The sequence below is a fragment of the Acidithiobacillus sulfurivorans genome (assembly GCF_018853815.1).
Lineage (GTDB): Bacteria > Pseudomonadota > Gammaproteobacteria > Acidithiobacillales > Acidithiobacillaceae > Acidithiobacillus > Acidithiobacillus sulfurivorans.
Genome location: NZ_JAAOMP010000096.1, coordinates 69,930 through 95,702, shown reverse-complemented (window position 1 = coordinate 95,702; position 25,773 = coordinate 69,930). Strand labels below are relative to the sequence as shown.

The window sequence follows — 25,773 nt, the reverse complement described above, 5'->3', positions numbered from 1 at the left end:
GGGCAGGGGAGTTCAGGGCGATAATTACGCCTGCAGCCATCCATAAAAACCGCGTAGCAGAAGATCGGGAACATGCTGGCTGTTGGGGACTTGTGCCTGCCAGAGCGCCGCATCACCACCGGTCAGTAGCACCTGAGCGTCGGGAAACATCTGCTGAAAATGGGTGATGGCACCCTGCAAGGCGTCGGCAAATAAATGGAACACGCCGGACTGGATGGCTGCACCCGTACTGTTACCAAGGGCTGCGGCTGGTACGGGCAAATCCATGTCGGGGAGAAGTGCCGTGCCGAGAAACAGGGCATGAAGGCTCATGGTGATTCCCGGAAGAATTCTGCCCCCCTGGAAGCGGCCATCGGCAAACAGGTCAATGGTAATGGCCGTACCCATGTCAATGATGATACTGCTTTGGGCGGGATAATCCTGAGCCGCAGCGAGCAGGCAACAGCGTCGATCAAACCCCAGCGCTTCGCCAGGGACATAGGCATTGGGGACGCGCTGGTTGAACACAGCCAGATCAGGTTCGCGAAGACGTGCTTTGGGTAATAATTCCCGCCAGGTTTGCAACGCTTCCGGCACGACCCCTCCCAGCGCAAAAGTCTCTTCCTCTTCATGAGGGTATAGCTGTTCCCACTGCTGTAAAATATGCGCAGGATGCAAGGCGGTTGCGGCGCTGATGCTCTGAAAATGCAGGCCGTCGTTGCTCTGTGCCAGCAGGGTTCGGGTATTGCCAACGGCGATGAATATCATGATGCCAACGGCCGCAGGCTGACGTCGCCAGCACTTAACCATACCGGGGCTTTGTCCGGCTCCTGTACCTGCAGGCGACCATCCTCCCCAATGCCCAGCACTTCTGCCGAATAATGTCCCCGCACATCGCTGATTTGCACGATCTGGCGCATCATGGGCGCTGCCGCTGCATTCCAGAGCGGCAGAAATGGTTCCAGGCCGTCGCGATCAAAGCGGGCGAAATCCGCCTGCCAGCGGCGAATGATTTGTCCGGCAAGATGGCTGCGGGACAGGTTGACCTGGTGTTGCGCCAAACTCGTGGCAGTGTCCGGCAGGGTAGGATCGTCGTGTACATTCAGTCCCAGGCCAAGTACCAGGCGGCTTTGCCCAGAGGGCAGGCGGCGTGCTTCAAGCAGCAATCCCCCCAGTTTTTGCCCGCCGACCCAAATGTCATTGGGCCATTTGATCCACAATCCGCTGATACTTTTTTGCAGTACCTGAAAAACGCCCAGACCAGCCACCAGTGTCAGGGCAGGGTTAATGCTGGCCGCTGGTGTCCAGCCATAACTCATGGCCAGATGCTGACCAAAGGGCGAAGACCAGTGACGCGCACGCCGCCCGCGTCCGGCCCACTGACTTTCTGCCAGACAAATGCAGGGGTTGGCGTCGCTACCCAGCATTTCGGTGTTGGTCGAGGCACAGGCTGGCAGTATCCGGATTTGTGCTTCAGGAAGGTTGGCAACAGCGGCAATTTCCGGGCGGGAAAGGGGCGGATGAGGATACTCCAGGTGCAGACCCTCTGCAGTCTGGCGCAGGGGGATCCCCCAATGCTCAGCTTCCTGAAGCAGGGCCGTGGGTTCTCCCGCATCGTTAACGCACTCGGCATCAGCCAGAACGTCCAGCAATTTTTGCAGTGCCGCTGTGGGTGCTTCAGGGGCGGATATGGCCGTCTCCCAATACAATCCATTTTTGCAAAGTCAGCCCTTCCAGACCAACCGGACCACGAACGTGCAGACGATTGGTGGAAATGCCAATTTCCGCCCCCAGACCATATTCAAATCCATCTGCGAAGCGGGTGGAGGCATTGACCATCACCGAGCTGGCGTCGACTTCGCGCAAAAAGCGGCGGGCGTGGGTATAATTTTCAGTCAGGATGGATTCGGTGTGCTGGGACCCATAGCGATTGATGTGGGTTATGGCCGCGTCCAGATCGTCGACGATTTTGAGGGAAATGATGGGCGCCAGATACTCCGTACCGTAATCTTCTTCCGTAGCTGCCACGGCACCTGAAAGGCGTGGCAAGCTCCGTTCGCAGGCCCGGACTTCGATGCCTTTTTCCTGCAGCGCCGCGACTATAGGAAGTAGCAAATCTTCCATTCGATCCTTGTGGATCAACAGGCTTTCGGCGGTGTTGCAGGTGCCCAGTCTTTGGGTTTTGGCGTTGACCACCACTTTCAGCGCTTTGCGGGCATCCGCATCGGCATCAACGTAAACATGGCAGTTACCGTCCAGATGCATAATTACCGGCACTGTGGCATCGGCCTTGATGCGGGAAATCAGCCCTTTGCCGCCGCGCGGAATGATCACATCGACATGAGCATCCATGCTGATCAGCACACCGACGGCTTCCCGGTCTGCCGTGTTGACGTATTGCACCAGATCCAGAGGCAATACCGCCTTACCCAAAGCCGCCCGCAAGCGTTCGGCAATAGCCATGTTGCTGTGCAGGGATTCCGAACCGCCGCGCAAAATGACCGCATTGCCCGACTTGACGCAGAGACCGGCGGCATCAGCCGTGACGTTGGGACGTGACTCGTAAATCATGGCAATCACACCCAGCGGCGCCCGCATATGACCAACCTGGATGCCGCTGGGGCGATAACGCAAATCCGTGATTTCACCAACAGGATCGGGAAGTGCGGCAATTTCTTCGAGGCCCTGGGCCATCGCTTCAATGCGCGTCTCATCCAGTCGCAAACGGTCAATAAAGGCGGCATCCTTGCCCGCCTCTTCAGCACTGCGCAGATCTTTGCGATTGGCGCGCTGCAGATTATCGGCATCACGCCGTAAAAATTCTGCCATCAGGCGCAAGGCTTGGTCCTTGGCGGCACTATCGGCGCTTTGCAAGCGTCGTTGGGCGCTGCGGGCCCGTTCGCCAATTTTTTCCATTTCCTGGTGCAAATCCATCATCAGTCTCCTCCTTCGTGTCAGTCTGGCTGACATGAGTTCAGCGCAGAACCTTCCATGTCGGGCAATATATGACCTGCCAATGGGGATTCATTCGCGCGGATATTGGCTCTATTGTGCCGTTCTCAAGCCGATCCGGCAATTCGCAGGCATAAATCGGTCAGGGCGGGCCAGACCGGAGTGGGGTCCTGACCCTTGATGCGGGCGTCAATTTCAAGGCATTCACGGATGCCCGCCAGCAGGCTATGACCCGTCAAACGCCGCGCCGCCGCGCGGAACCAGTTTTGGCGGGGAGGGAACACCCGGTTTTGGCGAAAAACCTGATCAACGTCCACATGGGCGGCGCGTAATTCCGCCAGTATCCGCAAATCCTTGTGGAGTGCCCAGAGACAAAGAGCCGGTTCACCATCCCCACTGCGCAGACGATCAATAATGCGCAGAATTTGCGTCGGTTCGGCGCGCAGCGTCGCATCAGCAAGGTCATAAATATTGAACTGACTGCTGTCGGCCAGTACGTTACGAATAGCCGCAACATCCACCGCTTGCCCCGGATAAATCTGCTGCAGCCGTAAAATGGCCTGATGGCAGGCCCCGAGGTTGCCCGCACTCAGATCCGCCAGCAACTGGATGGCCTCGTGATCTGCCGACATTTTTTGCAGTTTGAGGCGTTGTTCTATCCAGTGGATCCAGTCTGCGCCTTCGGGGCGATACAACAATAGGGTCTGGCCGTGACTTTCCAGGGCCTTGAACCATTGCGTTTTTTGGACGCTGGCATCGGGGCGCGGACCGCTGAAAACGAGCAGGGCATCGGGGGGCGGCGAAGCCAGCCAGTACTGCAGGGCGCTGACGCCTTCCTTGGGCAGCTTGATGCTGTCCAGACGCAGGAGGAGCAGGCGTTGTTCAGCGAACAGCGAGCCAGCATCCCGCTCATCCCGCAGCGCATCCCAAGGGGCGGGGGAATGATTCAGTCGCTGTCGTTGGGCAAAACCCTGTTCTGCAGCAACCTTCCAGAGTGCTTCTTCAGCCTCCTGCAAGAGCAGCGGTTCATCAGAGAACAAACCGTAGACGGACGCCAGCTTACCCTGCAGGTGTCCTGACCACTGCCCCGGCTTGAGTCGCATCTCAGCCGCCGGACTGACGGACGACCGGGCTGTTCAGAACCCGCCGGAGAATCTGCCGGGCACCCTGCTCCATCAGCAATCTTTCCATGCGAATCTGTTGCTCATTGGTAGCCAGAGGATTTCCGCTGTTATAACTGAAACTGTTTTCCACCAGCAGCGACTGGACGGGGAGGATGGCTTTTTTCTGATGATCCATGACGCTGAATTGCGCATGGAGGGTATCCAGAAATTCCAGAGCCACGCCGCTACTGGGGCTGATGCTGATAATCCTTTGCGAGACATAGGCATTATCAATTTGCAGGACAGGACCATCCGCACGACTGAAATTGCCGTCGCGCTGCAATTCACGGTGAACGGCTGTGGCCAGGGCGCCGCCACTGGGACCGCTGCCAGAGACACGCATCCCCTGCAACTTGGCCGGAACGGTTGATCCTGTCTGCAAATGAAACCCGCAGCCTGCCAGCGCGAGCAGAAGCAGGCTCATCAACCCGTAAATGCCACGCTGGCGCCATGTCTTCATCCCAGCACCAGATTAACCAGACGGCCTGGCACGACAATGACTTTGCGCACGGTTTTACCTTCCAGATGACGCTGCATGGCGGGGCTGGCCAGCACTGCCTTTTCGATGGCGTTATTGTCCGCTTCGACCGGAAAATCCATGCGTTCCCGCAATTTCCCGTTGACCTGGATGACCAGGGTCAGCGTGTCCGACTTGAGCGCCTCGGGGTCGGCGCCGGGCCAGGGGGTATGGATGATATTGCTTTTCTGGCCCAATACTTCCCAAAGTATTTCGGTCAGGTGCGGAGCAAAAGGCGAGAGCATCAGCACAATGGCACGCAATCCCTCGCCCAGTACGGCACGCAAGTCCGTGGACGCATCGGCACCGACTTTCATGAGGCTGTTACTCAGTTCCATGATGGCGGCAATGGCCACATTAAAATGATAACGACCTTCCATATTGCGGCTGACGCGTTCAATGCACTGATGAACAGCGCGACGCAGATCTTGCGCCTCGTCAGACAATTCTGCCGGTACCATCAGATTCTCTGCCCCATATTCATGGACCAGACGCCAGATGCGGCTCAGAAAACGATGCGCCCCTTCGACAGCCGCATCAGACCACTCCAGATGTTGTTCAGGTGGTGCCGCAAACAAAATAAAAAGACGGGCAGTATCCGCTCCATAGCGATCAATGAGTCCTTGAGGATCAACGGTGTTCCCCTTGGATTTACTCATTTTGCTGCCGTCTTTCAGCACCATGCCCTGAGTGAGCAACTGCTTGAAGGGTTCATCATGAACAGCATCTGCAGGCAACAACCCCACATCCCGCAGCAAGCGATTGAAAAAACGGGCATAAAGAAGATGCAGTACGGCGTGTTCCACCCCGCCCACATATTGGTCCACCGGTAACCACTGGGTGGCGCGCGCATCCAGCATGGTATCAGCATCAGGACAGGCGAAACGGGCGTAGTACCAGGAACTTTCCACAAAAGTATCCATGGTATCGGTTTCGCGTCGGGCCGGAGCCGCACAGCGCGGACAGGGCACATTCAGAAACTCCGGATCATCCAGCAGGGGAGAGCGGGGGTCCTTGAGTTGATAATGGGTGGGGAGCACGACCGGCAAGTCCTGCTCAGGAACCGGGACCACGCCACAATGTTCACAATGAATCATGGGGATAGGTGTGCCCCAGTAACGCTGACGGGAAATTCCCCAATCCCGCAAACGGTAATTGATGGTTTTCTGGCCCAGACCCCGTTCGGCAACGGCCTGGGTGATACGGGTTTTAGCCTGCACACTATCCAGACCGTTGAAGTCTCCCGAATGCACCAAAGTCCCGGCACCCGTGTAGGCTTCGGTCATGGCCGCAGCTTCAACCGGCGCAGATTCTGCCGCAATGACCATCTGGATGGGCAGCTTATATTTCTGGGCAAACTCGAAGTCACGCTGGTCATGGGCGGGCACACTCATCACGGCCCCTTCTCCATAACCCATCAGCACAAAGTTGGCCGTCCAGACCGGCAGTTCAGCGCCGGTCAAGGGATGTTTGACGAACAGGCCGAGAGGATGTCCTTCTTTTTCCTGGGTTTCGATGCTGGCTTCCGAAACCGAGCCATGCCGGCAACGCTCCAGAAATTCAGCCAGATCCGGATGCTGCTCTGCTGCCTGCAGGGCCAGCGGATGCTCTGGCGCTACGGCCAGATAAGTGGCGCCCATCAGGGTGTCGGGGCGCGTCGTAAAGACCTTGATAACCCCTTCTCCGCTCGCCAGGGGAAAATGAATTTCCGCCCCCTCAGAGCGCCCGATCCAGTTGCGCTGCATGGTCAGCACCTGTTCCGGCCAGCCTTCATTCAGGGTGTCCAGACCCTCCAGTAATTCTTCGGCGTAGGCGGTAATGCGCAAAAAATACTGAACAATTTCGCGCCGCTCGACGGGGGCGCCGGAGCGCCAGCCGCAACCATCTACCACCTGTTCATTGGCCAGAACCGTCTGGTCAACCGGATCCCAGTTGACGGTACTGAGTTTCTGGTAAACCAGACCCTTTTCCCAGAGCTTGAGGAACAGCCATTGTTCCCAGCGATAATAGTTAGGGGTGCAGGTCGCTAATTCCCGTGACCAGTCATAGGATAATCCCAGCCGCTGCAACTGCCCGCGCATATGGGCAATGTTGTCCATGGTCCACTCGGCCGGGGCCAGACCATTTTTGAGAGCCGCATTTTCGGCAGGCAAACCAAAGGCATCCCAGCCCATGGGTTGCAGGACATCCTTACCGCGCATGCGCTGATAACGTGCGATGGCGTCCGCAATACTGTAATTGCGCACATGGCCCATATGCAGTTGTCCCGAAGGATACGGAAACATCGCCAGAGCATAGAATTTTTCCTTGCCGGGCACGCTGGGTGCGCGGAAAGACTGCTGGTCTTGCCAGCGTTTTTGCACTGCCGGCTCAAGGTCTTGGGGGGAATAGGCGGGAATATCCATGAATTCTGTTGTTCAGCCCGATTTGTTGAAGTGGCACAAAGGTTGCCACAGGCACCCGAGTGGCGCAATGTTCCAGCGCGAGGAACGGTCTCCTGCCATTGGCGCATGGTCCCATGCAGGTTAGACTAACCCCTGACAGCAATTAAAATATCGAATTTGGAGAAAACATGGCTGAATTGCCAGAACTGGAATTACTGAAACAAAAATTACGTCGCAACATCCTGAACAAGCGGGTCAATGTCATGCAGGTGCACAACGCCAAAGGCGAGTTGCTGACCGATGGCGCGGGCATTGAAGAAGCCTCTTTCAAGGGCAAACCAATTACCGATTTGCATCGCTATGGTCAGTACCTGTTTCTGGAATTGGCGCGCAAAGATATTCTGGCCATGCAGCTGGGTGGTGAACTCAGTGCCGAATTGGAGCGGGGGCCTGCCCAGGCAGAAAGCGAAGAAGAAGCGCGGGCCGTTCTGGAAATTCAGATTAATGGTCATCAGCGCTTACGTCTGCATGGAACGCAGTTAGGTAATCGCCTGCGTATGCTCGACGAAAACAGCGATGTGGATTTTCTGACCAAGCTTGGACCCGATCCTTTGATGGTGCATGGTGAAGGGCTGGCGGTTTTGCGTGAGGCGCTGTCTCGCCGCCGCAGTGCCTTGCGCAATATTCTTCTGGATGATGCTTTTGCGCCGGGTATTGGTGCGGTATGGGCCGACGAAATCTTGTATCAGGCGCGCCTGCGTCCTGATCGTACCGCGCCCAGCCTGACGGACGAAGAGCGCGACCGTTTTCTGGAGCAGATTCCCAAGGTGCTGGACCGGGCGGTACGCTGTCAGGCCAAAACCAATCTGCTACCCAAAACCTTTCTCACCCGGCACCGGGAAGACAACCAGTGCCCTGGCTGCGGCGGCGCCCTCGAAACCCTGTCAGTGGGTGGTAAAAACGCGCTGTTCTGCCCGGCCTGTCAAAGCTGAATCAATCTGCCCCGGTCTGGTAGCTTCTGCGCGGCCTTACTTGTGTTTCCACGGCAGGCCGCTGGCTTTCCAGCCCTCGACTTTGCCGCGCTGACCCTGGTGGTCCTGCTTACCCTCAAAGCCCCCCAGAATGTTGTAGCAGTGATGATAACCCAAGCTGGCCAGATGCTCGGCAGCCGCCAGCGAACGGCCACCGGTACGGCATAGAAGCAGCAGGAAATTGTCGGGCGTTACTTCTTTTTTGATCTGCTGGTCAAAATCCGGATTGGGCGTCATGCCGGGATAGTTCTGCCAGGGAATATGTTTACCCCCTTCAACCATACCCACGAAATCCAGCTCCGGATGTGAGCGAACATCCACCAGTACGGCGTCGGGATGCTCACGGAGCAACGCATGGGCTTCTGCAGGCGTCATATCACCGGCATGGCGTTTGCCTGCAGCTTTGGCGCGTTCATGGGCTTTTTCAAGAATTTCTGCGGTACTCATGGCGGTTGTCATATTCATGTTGATCTCCTCATGGCGGGATCGTGCTTATCCCTGCCTTTCATTGTCAAATATAGCACGCTCTGCTGAATTTTAAGGCGACTTCATGGCCGAAATTTTTTCTTGCCGAAGCGCGTTGACGCATCGCTATTCGGTGTTGGTTCATCATGTGTTTGCCCAACGGGAAAATTCAGCGGCGTGATTTTTGCGTCCGCTGGAATGCTTTGTTAGCCATTAAATCCCGAAGTCCGGTAATGCGCCTTGCTGTAAATAGAAAACGATGTCCTCAAACGAAACCCCACGCTCTGAAATAAGCTGTTGGTTTTTATCAGGATTCCAGTTGATCGGCTTCATGATCTACAGTATAACCCAAATGTGTGCCTTTTGGCATCAGACCGGAGGGTTTTAAGGTATGAGCGAGATCGAAAGTTACGTGATTGGGGGCTGTACAATTTGCGCAATGGTATTGTTGGGAATATTCCACCGCACGCCTTCCCGCCGTGCCTCCAATGCCTTATATTCAATTCACATACATAACAACCACTGACCGCAAGAGACACGCATGTTCGAGCAGGCTTTCAAGAATATCGATGACATCCTCCACAAAGATGCAGGCTCCTCCAGCGAACTCGATTACACCGAACAGACCTCCTGGCTGCTGTTTTTAAAGTACCTGGACGCCCTGGAGCAGGACCGGGCCATGGAGGCGGAGCTGGAAGGCCGTCCCTACACCTTCATCCTGGAGGATGCCTTCCGCTGGGAGCACTGGGCGGCGCCCAAAACGGCAGATGGCAGGATGGACCACCACAAGGCCATGTCCGGGGACGACCTCCGGGACTTTGTGAATATCCGGCTGTTTCCGTATCTCTCAGGCTTTAAACACCGGGCTACTGGTTCCAATACCATTGAGTACAAGATCGGTGAGATCTTCAGCGAGATCAAAAATAAGATTCAAAGTGGCTACAACCTGCGAGAGATCGTGGAGATCATTGATGGTCTGCGCTTCCGATCCCAGACGGAGAAGCATGAGCTATCGCACCTTTACGAAGCCAAGATCAAGAACATGGGGAATGCCGGTCGTAACGGCGGCGAATATTACACGCCCCGTCCCCTGATTCGGGCGATTGTGCAGGTGGTAGCGCCCAAAGTCGGCGAGAAGATTTACGACGGCGCCGTGGGCTCTGCGGGCTTTCTCTGTGAGGCCTTCGACTATCTCAAGGCCCAGCCGGGACTGACCACCGGCGACATGCAGACGCTGCAGGAGCGTACCTTCTTCGGCAAAGAGAAAAAGAGCCTGGCCTACGTCATCGCCATCATGAACATGATCCTGCATGGCATCGATGCGCCGAATATCGTCCATACCAACACCCTGGCCGAGAATCTCATGGATATCCAGCCGAAAGACCGGGTGGATGTGGTGCTGGCGAATCCACCCTTCGGCGGTAAAGAGCGCAAGGAGGTTCAGCAGAATTTCCCTATCAAGACTGGCGAGACGGCTTTTCTATTTCTGCAGCACTTTATCCGTATGCTGAAAGCAGGTGGCCGGGCCGGTGTGGTCATTAAAAACACCTTCCTGAGCAATACGGATAATGCCTCGGTCAGTTTGCGCAAGCTGCTGCTGGAAGATTGTAACCTGCATACGGTACTGGATCTGCCGGGCGGGACTTTTCAGGGGGCGGGTGTAAAAACCGTGGTGCTGTTTTTTGACAAGGGCGCACCGACCCGCAAGGTCTGGTACTACCAGCTCAACCCCGGACGGAACATGGGGAAGACGAACCCCCTCAATGACAACGATCTGGCTGAGTTTGTCGAACTGCAGAAGACCAAGGCCGACTCGCCGCAGTCATGGTCGGTAGATGTGTCCGGAATCGACACCCGTACCTATGACCTGTCGGCCAAGAATCCCAATGGCGGTGATGAGAAGGTGCTGCGCAGCCCGGAAGAGATTCTGGATGAGATTGCTGCACTGGATGCCGAGAGTGCTGAGGTGCTGGCAGCTATTCGGGGGCTGCTGTGAGGGAGGGGTGGCGCATCGAAAAATTTGGAGGAATCTGCGACCTTAAAAAGGGCAGGAAACCAAGATTAACGAACACAAAAGAACCGAACGTAAATCCCTACCTTGTCGCAAAATATCTCCGTGGGGCAGAACCTACAGATTTCGCATTTATTGAGGATAAGAATTCAATTCCAGTAACTGCTGATGAGATCATTATTATTTGTGACGGATCTAATTCCGGTGAGACATTTATTGGATTTGATGGCATATTATCATCAACCATGGCAAAAATTGTTCACGGTAATAACATTGAAACCAAATTCCTTATATATTTTCTGGAATTGATGTTTGAAAAATTTAATTCTTCTAAAACAGGGTCAGCTATTCCTCATCTTGATTTGAATGCTTTACGAAACCAGGTGTTACCAGTCCCCCCCCTCCCCGAACAGCGCCGCATCGTCGCCATCCTCGACGAAGCCTTTGAAGGCATAGCAATCGCAAAGGCGAACGCCGAGAAGAATCTCCAGAATGCCCGCGAGGTCTTTGCGAGCCATCTGAATGCGGTGTTTTCGCAGCGGGGTGAAGGGTGGGTGGATCGGCGGTTAGGTGATGTGGCCATGGAATTTGGACGTGGAAAATCAAAACATCGGCCCCGTAACGATCCTAAGCTTTACGGCGGAAACTTTCCATTCATTCAAACTGGAGACGTGCGCAACTCAAGCCATCTAATCACTTCTTACGATCAAACTTATAACGATGCAGGTCTGGCGCAGAGCAAACTTTGGCCTAAAGGAACTCTTTGCATAACCATTGCAGCAAACATTGCGGAGACAGGCATCCTAGATTTTGACGCTTGCTTCCCAGATAGCATTATTGGATTAGTCGCCAACGAAAAAATATCCACCAATAAATATATAGAATATCTGCTTACTAGTTTCAAATCTCGCTTGCAGCTTCTGGGAAAAGGAAGCGCGCAAGATAACATAAACCTGGCGACTTTTGAAAGCCAATATTTCCCGTTCCCGCCATTAAGTAGCCAGAAAGAAATTGTATCCATATTTGACGATTTACATGAAGAAACCCAACACCTCGAATTCATCTACCAGCAAAAACTCGTCGCCCTCGATGAACTGAAGCAATCCCTCCTACACCAAGCCTTCAACGGCGACCTATAGGACTCCGCCATGAACGAAGCCGACACCCGCGCCCAACTGGTAGATCCTGCCCTCAAGGCCGCTGGCTGGGGTGTGGTGGAAGGTAGCCGGGTACTGCGGGAGTACCGGATCACTCAGGGGCGACTCCAGGGCGCAGGGCAACGCGGCAAACCCGAGATTGCCGACTACGTGCTGGAGTACCGCAACGAGAAGCTCGCCATCGTCGAAGCCAAGCGTCTCGATCTGCCCCATACCGAGGGGGTGATGCAGGCGAAGCAATACGCCCTGAAGATGGCCATACGCTTCACCTATGCCACCAACGGTCAATCCCTCTATGGGATGGACATGGAAATGGGTTCGGAAGGTGAACTACCCTGTTATCCTTCCCCCGAAGAACTCTGGAATCTAACCCATGTCGTAGAAAACACCTGGCGGGATCATTTTGCCGCCATTCCGTTTGAAAGTGTCGGGGGATCATTCCAACCCCGCTATTATCAGGAGACCGCCGTACAGCGTGTCCTGGAAGCTATTGCGCAGGGACAGGAGCGCATCCTCCTGACGCTGGCCACCGGCACCGGCAAAACCTTCATCGCCTTCCAGATCGCCTGGAAGCTCTTTCAGGCCCGCTGGAACCTCTCCCGCGAACCCAGCCGCAGACCGCGTATTCTGTTTCTGGCCGACCGGAACATTCTCGCCAATCAGGCATTCAATGCCTTTAACGCTTTTCCCGAAGATGCCCTGGTGCGGATTGCCCCTGAGGATATCCGCAAGAAAGGCCGTGTTCCCACCAACGGCAGTATCTTTTTCAGCATCTTCCAGACGTTCATGAGTGGCCCCGGTGAGACACCGTACTTCGGGGACTATCCACCGGACTTCTTCGACTTCATCGTGGTCGATGAATGTCATAGAGGCGGCGCCAAGGACGAAAGCAGCTGGCGCGGCATCCTCGAATACTTTGCGCCTGCGGTACAGTTGGGCCTCACCGCCACACCCAAGCGCCGGGACAACGTGGACACCTATGCGTACTTTGGCGCGCCGGTCTATATCTACAGCCTCAAGGACGGCATCAATGACGGTTTTCTGACCCCTTTCAAGGTCAAGCAATTCGCCACCACCATCGACGAATACATATACACCCCCGATGATGATCTCCTCGAAGGCGAAATCCAGCGCGGCAAGACCTATCTGGAAAAGGACTTCAATCGCAAAATCGTCATCCCCGAGAGGGAACGCTATCGGGTAAAGCTCTTCATGAGCCAGATCGACCATCGCGAGAAGACCTTGGTGTTCTGTGCCAATCAGGAACATGCTGCCATGGTGCGGGACATCATCAATCAGGAAAAAACCAGCACCGACCCCCTCTACTGTGTCCGCGTGACGGCCAATGACGGCAGCATGGGTGATCAGTATCTGAAAGACTTTCAGGACAACGAAAAGAATATCCCCACCATCCTGACCACCAGCCAAAAGCTGAGCACCGGCGTCGATGCCCGGAACATTCGCAATATCGTTCTGCTTCGCCAAATCAACAGCATGATCGAATTCAAACAGATCATCGGTCGGGGCACCCGGCTGTATGAGGGGAAGGACTTTTTCACCGTCTATGACTTCGTGAAGGCGCATCATCATTTTGGTGATCCAGAATGGGATGGCGAGCCGCTGGAAGCGGAATCCACAGGGAGAAGCAGCGAAGTGCGGGAACCCCGTCTACCTCTACCGCCGACCGAGCGGCCCGTCAAAATCCGGGTAAAACTGCGGGATGGGAAGGAGCGCAGCATCCAGAGCATATCTTCCACCATCTATTTCGGACCCGATGGCAATCCCGTAACGGCAGCGCAGTTTCTGGAAGGGCTTTTTGGCACACTGCCGGAGTTCTTCAAGGATGAGGATGCGCTTCGTCAGATATGGAGCGATCCTGAGACGCGGAAGAGCTTTCTGCAGGGACTGGCCGAGAAAGGCTACAACCGGGAACTGCTCATGGAGATGCAGCAAATCATCGACGCGCAGAATAGTGATCTCTATGACGTGCTGGCCTATGTGGCCTTTGCCTTGCAACCGGTTCCCAGATCAGAGCGGGCTGAACACGCCAAGCAGAGTATGGGTCAACAGTTCACTGACAAACAGCGGGCCTTTCTGGACTTTGTGCTGACGCAGTATGTGAAAGTGGGGGATGCGGAACTGGATACCGAAAAATTATCGCCTCTACTCCGGCTGAAGTACCATAACGCTATCGCCGATGCGTTTGCGGAGCTGGGCACCCCAGTACAGGTAAGGGAAGTGTTCAGCGGGTTTCAGCGGTATTTGTATGATGCACGGCAAAGGGAATAAGGATGAGCGTAACGGACAAGAAATGGCGCGCTGTCATAGATCAGGTATTGGCGGAATCATCTATGCCGTTACACTACACTGACATTGCGGAGCGTATTGTAGAAAGAAAACTTAGGATCAATATGGGCGCTACTCCAGCGGCTACTGTGAACGCTCAGATATCTCGATCTATCAAACATGAGGGCTCAGATTCGCCATACGTGCGAGTGGATCGGGGCGTTTTTGCGTTAAAGAGTATGATTGGTGAGAATCCAGCAGCTTTTCCCCAAGGTGCAGAGAATGCAAACGCTGAGGTGGATGAATATCAATATGATATTATCACTTCTTTCGGGATGTTCTGGCGCCGTGACAATGTAGAATGGAATGCAATGCCTAAACTTTACGGGGTCCAACAGATAGGCGCTGACTCAGTGGACTTCTGCAGACAAATTGGCATCTATCTACTGTATGACGGCAGAGAGGTTATTTACGTTGGACGTAGCACAGACCGTCCCTTAGGGCGACGACTTTACGAGCATACTACTGATCGTATGGCTACAAGATGGGATCGGTTTTCGTGGTTCGGTCTGCTTCCTGTATCCGAGACCGGCAGTATTGGGGTTATGCCAGCGTCATATCCAGCGGAAAAGCTGATTCCTGCATTGGAAGCAATACTTATTGAGGCCCTGGAACCACGGCAAAATCGAAAGCGTGGGGATGATCTTGCGGCAGTGGAGTATAGCCAGAAGACTGACCCAGATATTGATAAGAGAAAGGCTAAAGCCCTTATCGATAGGATATAGTACGGGCACAGGAGATCAGCAACACAACTTGTTAAGAAATGGACTACTGTTCCAGATTGTGATCACCAGACCACTGGGGTAGTATTATGCGGAGTGAACTTCAGGTTTAGACTGGAAGCGGTCATTCAGCAGCGGAAAGCAAATGACGTCATCCGACTAGTATTCATGATTGGGGTGATTGGGGATGACAATGGGTTTAATTATTTGCAATCTGGAATGTTACGCTGCACTCACCGTTAGTGTAGTTGAATTTACGTTAGGTAGATAAGAAAGTATTGATGAGTCGGAGTCCTCGCATCCTAAAATTCACCTTAGAATGGGCCCTCACGTTGATGAGTTGAGATCACTGTCAGCGAATATTATCAGAGCAAGTAGGCAAAGCCTGCACGGAACGCCAGATAAAATGTAGCACTTTGCCTCTTATCACCAAAGATCGAAAGTTCACTTGCACTAACTAAAGAATCTATTTAAAATCATCGCTAATGCTGGCAAATAATGGCACTAGATTCCACTGATTGGCTCATATTTTCATCGATGGATTTCTAATAAACGCCGTCTTTTTTGTTAGACGCTACTTAGATGTTAAATACTCTAAGATTGAATACATTTGCGAATTGATTGTGAAAAAACAATCTGAAGGAGTATTATATAGTTGATCGGCACTTTGAATATAGGGCTGATCAGGAATTAGTTCGTCATCACAATGAGGAACAATAGCATTTATGCTGGATTGAGTGGATTCCAGATGAAATTGAAGACCAATTACCTTGGTACCTATTTGGAATGCTTGATTATCACAGGATGCACTATAGGCTAATCGTTGTGAGCCTGTAGGCAAATCAAAGGTTTCTCCGTGCCAATGAAAGGCCTCAAGCTGGTTGGGTAACCTAAACATCTTTTTGTCAGTCTCTACTCCGTAAATTGGGAACCAGCCAATTTCTTTATGCGAAGCAGGGTAAACCTGAGCACCACAGACAGTGGCAATCAATTGTGAACCTAGACAGATTCCCAGAACTGCAGTTTCATTATGTAACGCTATGGACAAGAACTTTTTTTCATCTATTAGCCATGGGTACTCATCCTCATCATGGATGCTCATTGGTCCACCGAGAATAATCAGCAAATCAATTCCAGACAAAGACGGTAAGATGTCGTTTGCATAAAAGCGCGTCCATGTCAACTGTGCATTGATTTTGGTAATCCAATTTGCAATGCTTCCGAGCCCCTCAAACTCAACATGCTGTAAAACATGAATATGCATCAGCAAAATCTCCACAATAAATTTAAGGTTAATATTTGAGCGATAGATTAAATCACAATATTTAATTTCATGATAATGCAGATATATTACCCTGGCCACAAATATCGCATTGAAAGCGAAAAATGCGGCCACGGAATTCTTTACACCAGAAAATGATCATCACCTAATAACATATCTTCAAAAAACGCACCGTAAGGTTTGTGAGGATGGCGAATGTGAATTTCCAACACCCATAACAACGCGGACGGAGTAAAGTCGACTTCTGCTAGAGGACCATCATAAATAACAGAATGTGGAAAATCGGAAATACGATGGCCAGACAGATCCAAGTTTAACTCCCACCCCAATTTCTTCGCTTCAATCTCGGCAAAATCGTATAAATCTCTACCGCTAACGTGCTCAATTTGCCATTCTTTTCTAACAATATGGAACAATTTGCGCACATCTTCAGCGCAACGTTTCATATCTTCGTCGTTACCAAATACAAAAGTTTCTCCGCCATCTCCTTCCCACTTTTCAAATACCGGACCGATATCTATAAACATAATATCATCATCACCTAGCCTCACACCAGGATCAGAGTCAGCTCCAAATGTCTTTGTAGTATTGGAACCAAACCTCACATAAACATCATGCCATCCTCTAAGCATATTTTTTTTAGCAAGAATATCTTTGGCCATATCTACGGCATCTTCTTCAAGCATCCCGGGATGGCAAGCAGCAGCGATTTCATGGAGTGCTGCCCGAGTCATATCTCGTACTTTCAACATTTCATCATAAACAAAGTGCTGCCCAGATTTTTCCAGATCATATTTCTTTAAAACTGCGTTCATCATATTTCTCCTGTCCAGATTCAAACCGTATCATGGATGCAAAGTGTCAATCCATTTAGGTTTGTAGTTAAATCAATTTGACATGCCAATCTACTAGCACTAGTGACATTTGGTAATATTGCTAAAAGTCTTTCCTCCTTTTTACTGGCTTTTGGTAGTTTTTCAACCCACTTTCTATCAATTTCTACTAAACAGGTACCACAGGATGCCTTACCTCCACAGACAGACAGAATTGGTTGAGCGCTTGAGCGAAGGGCATTAATAAGAGTTCCACCTGAACTCACGGTGAGTTCCTGTCCATCTATATTTAATGAAACGGTGGGTAATGTATTATCTAGCTTAGGTGGCACCTCCGATGAGTCTTCTGCAGCGTTGAATATGTCCGAAAAAAACGCCTTTACCGGCTTTGTGGATTCTTGGACGAACACTCTATAAGCATCGTTAATCATCGCTCCACTACCACAGGCAAGAACAATGGTATTACCAGGATTTAACTGTTCATTTACAGCTAAATCCTGGATGTGGCCCATACCAAGGGATGAAACGACACATTGTGATTGGAAACTTGGGTATAGTGCTCGCCAAGTCTTTAACTGTTCAGCAAGGTAACAATCATTTCTGGAACGAACTCCCCAATAAAGATTAATCTGTCGGTGACCGCTTGATGATAAATGCCTCTCCAACATCGCGTGAAATGGTGCGATACCAGTACCTGTTGCCAACATAATAATAGGATCATTCCCATCAGGAAAAAAGAATGCTCCACATGGTCTCGATATCTCTAGTTTATCTCCTTCACGGAGATAGCTTAATACTTGATCAGAAAAGTTTCCGTTTGGCCATAGTTTTATGTGAAATTCTAAACTTCCAGTAAGTTGATGCGCACGAGCGATGGAGTAATGTCTACTCACTCCTCCAGCTGACCTGATCAGCATATACTGGCCAGGAACAAATTTTAAAGCTGTTGAGGGTTTAATCTTTAATCCTCTTACTTGCGGAGAAAGTGTCCAGATCTTTTGAACTGTAGCCTGTATCATGCGCTGACCCATTTTTTTGCTCCTTTGGGTCATTCTGTTTCTGTAAGAGGTGCATGTGAAGAATCAAGATCAATTCTTATCTCATGAGCTGCCGATGGGTTTCTCCTGTGGTATAACAAGTTCCAGGTGGTACCCATAACCAGATAGCCAAGAAATAAATATGGAAAATAGTTGACTGGACTTTGTGGTACTGGATAAACAGAACCAATTGTAGGAATCATGAGCAGTACTAGTGCGATTCCTTGAATGACTCTGTCTTTGCCCCGCAATTCACCTAGTTGCTTTAGGTAAACTGTAGCGCCTAGTGTGACTAAAATATAGGCCACAAGAAAACCAAATGCAGCTATTGTACCTACCCAACCAAAAATTGTAAACGCTGATTGATGCGTCAGTATCACCAGAGCAGTCGGAACTATAAAAGCTATTGCGGCCATAATATTAACAGCAAAATGTGGGGTAGCATTGATTTCATGAACTTTATTTATTTTGCTGGATATTATTCCATGTCGACTCATCGCATACATCACTCTTGAACCTGCGTTGATGCACGATAGACTTAACGCGAAAAAACTGGCCATTGCGCCCAAAGATATTGGGATACTCAACAGGTCAACGTTTGCAAGTTGCGCCATCACATTTAGAGGGGCACTGATTTGAGCTAGAGGTTGACTATAGCCTTGAGTTCCAATGATTGTTACATAGGTAACAAATACAAAGAAGGCTCCTGCACTAATTAAACTCCATAGTACTGCTCTAGGTATATTTTTCAGCGGGCTTTTTGCTTCATCTCCCAGAGATGTTGCACTCTCAAAACCTACCAGGCTGAATATGGCAATCACCATCCCTAGACCTAGATTCGATACGTCAAACTTGTGAAAATTAAATTGGGCTGTATCAATGATGAAATGATGTTCACCAAGCACGATGGCGCATAAGATTGTAATCAGTAATACTGAAACACCTTCAAGGACAAAAGTAAATAATTGAGACAGTCTTATGTCTTTCCATGCCAGGAACCAAGCAGATGAAGCTCCTACCGCAAAGAGCAGGATAGTTGGTACTGTGATGCCAACCATAGACAATAATATTTTTGCAAATACGCTAAAACCTGTTATGCCTGCCATAGCGATACCAAGATAGGCCCATATTAGTGACCATCCTCCAATCCCCCCAGCGGTCAAACCTAAACTTCGACTAATATAGGCATACATCGAACCGGTTGAGCTTGATCGTTTTGCAAACTGGTTTAAGTTGAACGCTACAAAAAGCAACATTACAGCGCCTAATGCATAAGAAAGCCAACTCCATTCCCCTGATGTGCCATACATGACTGGAACGATTAGTGCTGCAGTCATGGTAGGAGATATTACGGCAATATTTTGTGCTAATAATTCTCGGAACCCTAAACAGTTGTGCTTCAATTGTGTGTGTTTCATTGCCTTGCCCTCTAAGTTAAACCACCTTGAACGCTATAAATAGAAAATCACAATTCCCTTACCCAACGATGTCATGCTATGTTGGATGAAGGGGCATCTTAAACATCCAGTTTTGAAAATTTTCCTGGTCCAGTTACTTCGAGGGCAAAAATATGCTGAGGACATGGGATTTGATCATTTCTGTACGCAGTGGATCTGGCACTGTAGCTGGCCAGATTGTTCAGGCTATCATTGAGGAAATACAGCGGGGACGTATCGCACCAGGAAGTGCTCTGCCGGGAACGAGGGAGTTGGCCAAAATTCTTGGCATAAATCGTAAGACTGTTATCGTGGCCTATGATGAATTAACAGCGCAAGGCTGGCTGTCCCCTGAGAAAGCAAGAGGGACTTTCGTTTCTTCGGAGATTCCTGGTAAAGAGATCGATGCCCTTAGGACGCAAGGTACTCATGTCGCAGGCCAAACGGATTATCCTCTTTCTGATAGCACACCAATTGTGCCACTCATTTTTGGAAAGACGGGTTTTCTCACAATCGACGATGGGGCGCCTGATACGCGTTTGGTCCCAGTGGCAGACCTGTCAAGAGCGTGGCGCAAAGCTTTATTTGCTGCATCACGTCGCAATCAGCTCGGGTATGGAGATCCGCGTGGGAGTTTGAATCTTAGACAGCAAGTACTGGCAATGCTTAGTAATGAGCGAGGACTCTCAGCGGAAACGGATAATGTCTGCCTTGTGCGTGGGAGTCAAATGGGAATCTACATAACTGCGCGTGTTCTGATTCGTCCAGGTGATGTTGTGGTCGTTGAGGAGTTAAGTTATCCACCAGCGCGCGAAGCATTTCGATGTGCAGGAGCAGAAGTTGTCAGCATCAAATTGGATGAAAATGGAATGTGTGTTGATGAGCTTGAAACCCTTTGCCGCCGAAAGCATGTACGTGCTGTTTATGTGACACCGCACCATCAATTTCCTACAACGGTTTTAATGCCAGCTCCACGGCGGCTTAGGTTGTTAGCCTTGGCGGAACAGTTTGGCTTTGCGATCATTGAAGATGATTATGACCACGAGTTTCATTTTACGCATCGTCCAATGCTACCTCTTGCAAGCATTGATCGCTGGGGTAAAGTTATCTACATCGGTTCCCTCTCGAAATTACTGTCTCCATCTCTTCGTCTTGGCTATTTAGTTGCTCCTGAGACTTTTATCGAACGCGCTGCGAATCAGGTGGCACTTATAGACCGTCAAGGTGATCCAGTAACGGAGGCTGCTGTAGCTGAACTGATGAAGAATGGAAATATCCGCAGCCATACGAAAAAAGTTATGAAAATCTATGCGGAACGTCGCATTTTTCTTGCAAACCTCATCAACAAATATTTAGCAAAGAAAATTACTTTCAATTTGCCTACGGGAGGATTAGCTTTATGGCTACAATTTGATCAAGATGTTAATATGCTGAGATTACAGCAAGAGGTAATCAGCCAAAAGCTTCAATTTCTTCCGGCTGATTCTTTTTCTTCGCTCAGTCAGCCCGTTAGTGCCATACGTTTTGGTTTTGGGAGTCTAAATGAACAAGAAGTACATGAAGCAGTCTTGCGCCTTCATAATGCAGTAATGAGTTCTTTGGAATATTGATATCATAATGAATTTATAATGCATTTTAACTTCTCTAAAGGTATTCAAAATGACCAACATTTCGGCATTAAATTTTCTCTTATCATTTTTGAAAACTTTTATTTTATTTGTTTTTACAGCAATAGCTGAAATTGTCGGTTGCTATCTTCCATGGCTAGTTTTCAAGCAAGGGAAACCTTTTTTGTTGCTTATTCCGTCGGCATTTTCTTTGGGTATTTTTGTGTGGTTACTAATGCTGCATCCTACGTCAGCAGGGCGAACTTATGCTGCATATGGTGGGGTGTATATCGCTGTTGCCATTGTTTGGCTTAGAGTTGTCGAAGGTATTCGTCCAAATTTGTCCGATACTATTGGTAGTTTTGTTGCCCTAATGGGCATGGCGATCATTATGTACGGATCTCGGGTATGAAATATTTTGATTAATATGGTGAACCCATGAGTTAAGACAAAATATGTATAGTGGATGCCAATCAGTAGTGATGTTGACTGGTTTCTGCGCGGATTTGGCCGATAATAGCCATTCCTAGGCTATCTGTGAATGACTGCAAACGCTGCACTGTAGACATTCGAATTATGGTACGACATTACGCACGAGACGATATTCTTGTGTTTTGCTGCCACTTCACAAGACGTGACAGCCTACGTTTGGCTGGCTGGCCTCTTTGAGTCTCATTTTATGTGTCGCATCAGTCTCACGTTATGTGTCGACCAATGGCCCACCCCACCATCAATCCCAACTCAGCGCCCCGCCAGTCTGATATTCCGTCACGCGGGTTTCAAAAAAGTTCTTTTCCTTTTTGAGATCCATCATTTCGCTCATCCACGGGAAAGGGTTTTGTACGCCCGGATATTGCTGGGGCAGGCCCAGTTGTACTAAGCGCCGGTTTCCGATGAATTTGACGTAGTCCTTGAATATCGGGGCATTCAGACCCAGCACGCCACGGGGCATGGTGTCGTCGGCGTAGGCGCATTCCAGTTCCACGCCACGACGGATCAGATCAATGATTTCCTGCTGGAAGGTTTCTGTCCAAAGTTGTGGGTTTTCGACCTTGATCTGATTGGCTAAATCAATACCAAAATTACAGTGCATGGATTCATCGCGCAGAATGTACTGGTATTGTTCGGCAGCGCCTACCATCTTGTTCTGTCGGCCCATGGCCAGAATCTGGCTGAACCCGACATAGAAAAAAGTCCCTTCCATAATAGCCGCAAAAACGATCAGCGAGCGCAGCAGTTTCTGGTCATTTTCCAGTGTGCCCGTCTTGAAGTTGGGGTCGGCCAGGATGTCGATGAAGGGCATCAGAAATTGATCTTTATCCCGCACCGACGGTACTTCGTGGTACATATTGAAGATTTCACCTTCATCCAGGCCAATGGATTCAACAATATACTGGTAGGCGTGGGTGTGAATGGCTTCCTCAAAGGCTTGCCGTAACATGTATTGGCGGCATTCCGGCGCGGTAATATGCCGATAGGTGCCCAGTACAATGTTGTTGGCAGCGAGGCTGTCAGCGGTCACAAAAAAACCAAGATTACGCTTGACGATGCGGCGCTCATCTTCCGTGAGGCCTTTGGGATCTTTCCAAAGGGCAATATCACGAGACATCTGGATTTCCTGAGGCATCCAGTGGTTGGCGCAGGCGGCCAGATACTTGTCCCAGGCCCACTGATACTTGAAAGGGACCAGTTGATTGACATCCGCACGGCCGTTGATGATGCGCTTGTCTTCGGCCCGTACCCGGGCGAAACGCATGCTTTCCTCTTCCGGCAAAGACTCCGGCAAATCATTCAGGCTGCTGCTGCGGAGTGGTTCGGGACGCAGACTATTTTCAAAATTCAACATAACGGCAATTTCTCCTCTGCTTATTGGCAGGCTTCACAGGTGGGATCATCAATGGCACAGGCCTTGGGCTGGTGGCCGGACACGGCATTGAGAGTGCCTGTTTGTACAGTGGATTTTTCCGCCGCTGTGGCTCCCAGCGAGCGGAGGTAATAGGTGGTTTTGAGCCCACGTTTCCAGGCCAGACGGTAGGTTTCATCAATTTTCTTGCCGGACGGCTGACCAAAATACAGGTTCAGACTCTGCGCCTGATCCAGCCATTTCTGACGACGGGCAGCAGCTTCGACCAGCCATTCCGGATCGGTTTCGAAGGCATTGGCATAAAGCGGCTTGAGGGCGGCAGGAATGCGGTCCACGGGCAAAACCGATCCGTCAAAGTATTTGAGGTCATTGACCATGACTTCGTCCCAGAGTCCCTGACGTTTGAGATCATGCACCAGATAGCTGTTTACCACCGTAAATTCGCCGGACAGGTTGGATTTGACGTAAAGGTTTTGATATATGGGCTCAATCCCCTGGCTGACGCCAACAATGTTGGAAATGGTCGCCGTGGGGGCGATGGCCAGACAATTACTGTTACGGATGCCTTTCCGAACCTTGTCCCGCAGCCCGTTCCAGTCGAGGCGAACACTGCGGTCTACGTCAACGCCGTGTTCGCGGCTGGCGGCCAGCAGTTCGATGCTGTCGATGGGCAACATCCCCTGACTCCAGAGCGAACCCTGGAAGCTCGGGTAACTGCCTCGTTCCTGCGCCAGATCAGCAGAAGCTTCAATGGCGTAGTAGGAAATCACTTCCTGACTGATGTCAGCAAAGGCGACAGCCGCTGCCGAAGCATAAGGTATCCGCATTTCCAGCAGGGCATCCGAAAAGCCCATCAGACCCAGACCCACAGGACGATGCCGCATATTGCTGTTGCGCGCTTTGGCCACTGCGTAGTAGTTCATGTCGATGACATTATCGAGCATGCGCATGGCGGTGCGGATGGTCCGACTGAGCTTGTCGGTGTCCAGCAGTTCCAGCAGATCTTCGGGGGTACTGTCGGTGCGCAGGGCAGACTGATCGGTAATTGCGGTATTTTTCAGGTGCGCAATCAGGTTCACGGAGCCCAGATTACAAACGGCAATTTCCTTGTCGTTGGTGTTGAGGGTGATTTCCGTGCAGAGATTGGAACTATGTACGACACCCACGTGTTGCTGCGGGCTGCGCAGATTGCAGGGATCCTTGAAAGTAATCCAGGGATGACCGGTTTCAAAAAGCATGGTCAGCATTTTGCGCCACAGCTGCAGGGCCGGGATTTTTTTGTACAGTTCGATTTCACCCGCATCTGCCATGCGCTCGTAATGTTCGTAGCGTTCCCGGAAAGCGGAGCCGGTCAGATCATGCAGGTCTGCCGTTTCATTCGGGCTGAACAGCGTCCAGGCACTAGCACTTTCCACCCGCTCCATAAACAGGTCAGGAATCCAGTTGGCGGTGTTCATGTCATGGGTGCGGCGCCGGTCATCGCCGGTGTTTTTGCGCAGTTCAAGAAATTCCTCAATGTCCATGTGCCAGGTTTCGAGGTAGGCGCAGACGGCACCCTTGCGCTTGCCGCCCTGGTTGACGGCAACGGCGGTGTCGTTGACCACCTTGAGGAAGGGAACCACGCCTTGAGATTTACCATTGGTGCCCTTGATGAAAGAACCCAGTGCCCGTACGGGTGTCCAGTCGTTACCCAGGCCGCCACTGAATTTGGAGAGCAGGGCGTTTTCCTTGATGGCCTCGTAAATATCATCCAGATCGTCGCCCACGGTGGTCAGGAAGCAGCTCGATAATTGCGGCCGCAATGTTCCTGAATTGAAAAGGGTGGGGGTCGAACTGACAAAATCGAAGCTGGACAGCACTTCATAAAAGGCGATGGCCTGTTCTTCACGATTCACTTCATTGACAGCCAGACCCATGGCCACCCGCATCCAGAAAGACTGGGGCAGTTCAATATGGCGTTCGCGGACATGCAGGAAATAACGATCATAAAGAATCTGCAGCCCCAGATACTGGAAATTGAGGTCGCGCTCGGGTTTGATCGCCGCCGTAATGCGGTCCAGATCATATTGACCAAGGCGCGGGTCAATCAGTTCGTGGGCGATGCCGGTCTGCAGGTAATCCCGGAAATATTCAGGATAGCGTGCGGCCATTTCGGTCTGGGTGGCGGCTTCTCCCAACACTTCCCAGCGTACCCGGTCCAGCAACAGGCGGGCAGAAACATAGGCATAGGCAGGGTCGCGCTCAATCATGACCCGGCTGGCCAAAATAGGGGCCTGAAACAGTTCATCTTCGCTGATGCCATCGTACAGATTTTTGCTGGTGTTGTTCATCAGGGTATCAACGGAAACGGCCTCGCCAAGGCCGCTGCAGGCTTCCTCAATGACGGCCCGCAAACGCTTCAGGTCGAGCACCTGCTGAGTGCCGTCCGGGTATTTCACCTGAATTTGCGGTATGTCCGTCTGAGGGGCTGAAACGCTCTGTTGACGGCGTTCGCGGGCGCGATCTTCGCGGTAAAGTACGTAGGCACGCGCGACTTCGTGTTCGCCCGCCCGCATCAAGGCCAGCTCTACCTGATCCTGAATGTCTTCTATATGAAAGGTGCCGCCACCCGGCTGACGTCTTTGCAGAGCCTCAATGACCTGCCCGGTCAGGCGCGTGACGAGGTCGCGCACCCGGGCGCTGGCGGCACCGCTACCACCTTCCACGGCCAGAAAGGCTTTGGTCATGGCAATATGAATTTTGCTGGCATCAAAGGTAACCATCGCATTGTTGCGGCGGATGACCTTGTAATGACTGGCTTCTGATGGATCGTATGCAGGATTGCTGACAACTGTTTGAGCGGCGGGATTGGGCATGTTGAGACTCCGAAGCTGGGCGTAAAGGGCCTGGAAAAAGCGTTTATGTCACGCAATGGGCACCCGGAAAACAAATTGCCTACCAGACACCTCACACACCAAATATAGTCTTGCTGGTGCTGTTGTCAACTA

At 51.3% G+C, this 25,773-nt stretch carries 20 protein-coding genes; 7 read left to right on the top strand and 13 right to left on the bottom strand.

The window, feature by feature from the left end; all coding sequences use genetic code 11:
• Positions 1-24: 24 nt before the first annotated feature.
• The 6 genes from HAP95_RS08710 to leuS form a co-directional block, all read right to left on the bottom strand.
• Positions 25-747 (bottom strand): type III pantothenate kinase, encoded by a 723-nt coding sequence (locus HAP95_RS08710; protein WP_226832667.1) that lies wholly within the window; start codon positions 745-747, stop codon positions 25-27.
• Positions 744-1,688 (bottom strand): biotin--[acetyl-CoA-carboxylase] ligase, encoded by a 945-nt coding sequence (locus HAP95_RS08705; RefSeq protein WP_215883861.1) that lies wholly within the window; start codon positions 1,686-1,688, stop codon positions 744-746. Before HAP95_RS08705 ends, HAP95_RS08710 begins: the two co-directional genes overlap by 4 nt.
• Positions 1,657-2,916, bottom strand: a complete 1,260-nt coding sequence (locus HAP95_RS08700) for a glutamate-5-semialdehyde dehydrogenase (RefSeq protein WP_226832666.1) — start codon at positions 2,914-2,916, stop codon at positions 1,657-1,659. The genes HAP95_RS08705 and HAP95_RS08700 overlap by 32 nt, the downstream gene beginning before the upstream one ends.
• A gap of 122 nt (positions 2,917-3,038) precedes the next feature.
• Complete coding sequence (gene holA, locus HAP95_RS08695; RefSeq protein WP_215883860.1) at positions 3,039-4,034, bottom strand: DNA polymerase III subunit delta; 996 nt, start codon at positions 4,032-4,034, stop codon at positions 3,039-3,041.
• A gap of 1 nt (position 4,035) precedes the next feature.
• The gene (locus HAP95_RS08690; protein WP_215883859.1) at positions 4,036-4,554 is read right to left on the bottom strand and encodes an LPS-assembly lipoprotein LptE; all 519 of its coding nucleotides are present in this window, start codon (positions 4,552-4,554) and stop codon (positions 4,036-4,038) included.
• A complete protein-coding gene (gene leuS, locus HAP95_RS08685; protein WP_215883858.1) occupies positions 4,551-7,016 on the bottom strand; it encodes a leucine--tRNA ligase in 2,466 nt (821 codons plus the stop codon). Before leuS ends, HAP95_RS08690 begins: the two co-directional genes overlap by 4 nt.
• 167 nt (positions 7,017-7,183) lie before the next feature.
• Between leuS and HAP95_RS08680 the strand changes: the two genes are divergently transcribed.
• Positions 7,184-7,987: a DNA-formamidopyrimidine glycosylase family protein gene (locus HAP95_RS08680; protein WP_215883857.1), complete on the top strand. Its 804-nt coding sequence runs from the start codon at positions 7,184-7,186 to the stop codon at positions 7,985-7,987.
• A 36-nt stretch (positions 7,988-8,023) separates the two neighbouring features.
• On the opposite strand, the gene HAP95_RS08675 is transcribed toward HAP95_RS08680, so the two are convergent.
• Entirely contained in the window at positions 8,024-8,491 is a 468-nt protein-coding gene (locus tag HAP95_RS08675; protein WP_226832665.1) for a rhodanese-like domain-containing protein, read from the bottom strand.
• Positions 8,492-9,032: 541 nt separating this feature from the next.
• On the opposite strand from HAP95_RS08675, the gene HAP95_RS08670 reads away from it, so the two are divergent.
• The 4 genes from HAP95_RS08670 to HAP95_RS08655 are packed head-to-tail and all read left to right on the top strand — an operon-like array spanning position 9,033 to position 14,730.
• Positions 9,033-10,487, top strand: coding sequence for a type I restriction-modification system subunit M (locus HAP95_RS08670; protein ID WP_215883856.1), 1,455 nt, complete (start codon positions 9,033-9,035; stop codon positions 10,485-10,487).
• A complete protein-coding gene (locus HAP95_RS17490) occupies positions 10,484-11,641 on the top strand; it encodes a restriction endonuclease subunit S (protein WP_215883855.1) in 1,158 nt (385 codons plus the stop codon). The genes HAP95_RS08670 and HAP95_RS17490 overlap by 4 nt, the downstream gene beginning before the upstream one ends.
• A gap of 9 nt (positions 11,642-11,650) precedes the next feature.
• Entirely contained in the window at positions 11,651-13,948 is a 2,298-nt protein-coding gene (hsdR, locus tag HAP95_RS08660; protein WP_215883854.1) for an EcoAI/FtnUII family type I restriction enzme subunit R, read from the top strand.
• A 2-nt stretch (positions 13,949-13,950) separates the two neighbouring features.
• The gene (locus tag HAP95_RS08655; RefSeq protein ID WP_215883853.1) at positions 13,951-14,730 is read left to right on the top strand and encodes an HTH domain-containing protein; all 780 of its coding nucleotides are present in this window, start codon (positions 13,951-13,953) and stop codon (positions 14,728-14,730) included.
• 571 nt (positions 14,731-15,301) lie between these two features.
• On the opposite strand, the gene HAP95_RS08650 is transcribed toward HAP95_RS08655, so the two are convergent.
• Genes HAP95_RS08650 through HAP95_RS08635 form a run of 4 tightly spaced genes read right to left on the bottom strand, consistent with a single transcriptional unit; the run spans position 15,302 to position 19,297 of the window.
• On the bottom strand, positions 15,302-16,123 hold the full coding sequence (locus tag HAP95_RS08650) for a type 1 glutamine amidotransferase (RefSeq protein WP_368356569.1): 822 nt from the start codon (positions 16,121-16,123) through the stop codon (positions 15,302-15,304).
• Positions 16,124-16,131: 8 nt separating this feature from the next.
• On the bottom strand, positions 16,132-16,827 hold the full coding sequence (locus tag HAP95_RS08645; protein WP_215883852.1) for a M24 family metallopeptidase: 696 nt from the start codon (positions 16,825-16,827) through the stop codon (positions 16,132-16,134).
• A gap of 17 nt (positions 16,828-16,844) precedes the next feature.
• The gene (locus HAP95_RS08640) at positions 16,845-17,873 is read right to left on the bottom strand and encodes an FAD-binding oxidoreductase (protein WP_215883851.1); all 1,029 of its coding nucleotides are present in this window, start codon (positions 17,871-17,873) and stop codon (positions 16,845-16,847) included.
• A 17-nt stretch (positions 17,874-17,890) separates the two neighbouring features.
• Positions 17,891-19,297, bottom strand: a complete 1,407-nt coding sequence (locus HAP95_RS08635; RefSeq protein WP_215883850.1) for an APC family permease — start codon at positions 19,295-19,297, stop codon at positions 17,891-17,893.
• Positions 19,298-19,467: 170 nt separating this feature from the next.
• Here HAP95_RS08635 and pdxR point away from each other — a divergent pair, with 170 nt between their 5' ends.
• Positions 19,468-20,925, top strand: a complete 1,458-nt coding sequence (gene pdxR / locus HAP95_RS08630; protein WP_215883849.1) for a MocR-like pyridoxine biosynthesis transcription factor PdxR — start codon at positions 19,468-19,470, stop codon at positions 20,923-20,925.
• A 49-nt stretch (positions 20,926-20,974) separates the two neighbouring features.
• Positions 20,975-21,334, top strand: a complete 360-nt coding sequence (locus HAP95_RS08625; protein ID WP_215883848.1) for a YnfA family protein — start codon at positions 20,975-20,977, stop codon at positions 21,332-21,334.
• Between the two features lie 318 nt (positions 21,335-21,652).
• Here the strand turns inward: HAP95_RS08625 and HAP95_RS08620 are convergent, their stop codons facing one another.
• Positions 21,653-22,768 (bottom strand): ribonucleotide-diphosphate reductase subunit beta, encoded by a 1,116-nt coding sequence (locus HAP95_RS08620; RefSeq protein WP_215883847.1) that lies wholly within the window; start codon positions 22,766-22,768, stop codon positions 21,653-21,655.
• 20 nt (positions 22,769-22,788) lie between these two features.
• The gene (locus tag HAP95_RS08615) at positions 22,789-25,641 is read right to left on the bottom strand and encodes a ribonucleoside-diphosphate reductase subunit alpha (RefSeq protein ID WP_215883846.1); all 2,853 of its coding nucleotides are present in this window, start codon (positions 25,639-25,641) and stop codon (positions 22,789-22,791) included.
• Between the last annotated feature and the right edge of the window lie 132 nt (positions 25,642-25,773).

Excerpts from the sequence above, each read along its gene's own strand:
- HAP95_RS08615 (WP_215883846.1), bottom strand. The coding sequence starts at position 25,641 with ATGCCCAATCCCGCCGCTCAAACAGTTGTCAGCAATCCTGCATACGAT.
- HAP95_RS08675 (WP_226832665.1), bottom strand. The coding sequence starts at position 8,491 with ATGAATATGACAACCGCCATGAGTACCGCAGAAATTCTTGAAAAAGCC.
- HAP95_RS08700 (WP_226832666.1), bottom strand. The coding sequence starts at position 2,916 with ATGATGGATTTGCACCAGGAAATGGAAAAAATTGGCGAACGGGCCCGC.
- hsdR (WP_215883854.1), top strand. The coding sequence starts at position 11,651 with ATGAACGAAGCCGACACCCGCGCCCAACTGGTAGATCCTGCCCTCAAG.
- leuS (WP_215883858.1), bottom strand. The coding sequence starts at position 7,016 with ATGGATATTCCCGCCTATTCCCCCCAAGACCTTGAGCCGGCAGTGCAA.
- HAP95_RS08620 (WP_215883847.1), bottom strand. The coding sequence starts at position 22,768 with ATGTTGAATTTTGAAAATAGTCTGCGTCCCGAACCACTCCGCAGCAGC.
- HAP95_RS08625 (WP_215883848.1), top strand. The coding sequence starts at position 20,975 with ATGACCAACATTTCGGCATTAAATTTTCTCTTATCATTTTTGAAAACT.
- holA (WP_215883860.1), bottom strand. The coding sequence starts at position 4,034 with ATGCGACTCAAGCCGGGGCAGTGGTCAGGACACCTGCAGGGTAAGCTG.
- HAP95_RS08680 (WP_215883857.1), top strand. The coding sequence starts at position 7,184 with ATGGCTGAATTGCCAGAACTGGAATTACTGAAACAAAAATTACGTCGC.
- HAP95_RS08640 (WP_215883851.1), bottom strand. The coding sequence starts at position 17,873 with ATGGGTCAGCGCATGATACAGGCTACAGTTCAAAAGATCTGGACACTT.
- HAP95_RS08710 (WP_226832667.1), bottom strand. The coding sequence starts at position 747 with ATGATATTCATCGCCGTTGGCAATACCCGAACCCTGCTGGCACAGAGC.
- HAP95_RS08655 (WP_215883853.1), top strand. The coding sequence starts at position 13,951 with ATGAGCGTAACGGACAAGAAATGGCGCGCTGTCATAGATCAGGTATTG.
- HAP95_RS08690 (WP_215883859.1), bottom strand. The coding sequence starts at position 4,554 with ATGAAGACATGGCGCCAGCGTGGCATTTACGGGTTGATGAGCCTGCTT.
- HAP95_RS08635 (WP_215883850.1), bottom strand. The coding sequence starts at position 19,297 with ATGAAACACACACAATTGAAGCACAACTGTTTAGGGTTCCGAGAATTA.
- HAP95_RS08670 (WP_215883856.1), top strand. The coding sequence starts at position 9,033 with ATGTTCGAGCAGGCTTTCAAGAATATCGATGACATCCTCCACAAAGAT.
- HAP95_RS08645 (WP_215883852.1), bottom strand. The coding sequence starts at position 16,827 with ATGATGAACGCAGTTTTAAAGAAATATGATCTGGAAAAATCTGGGCAG.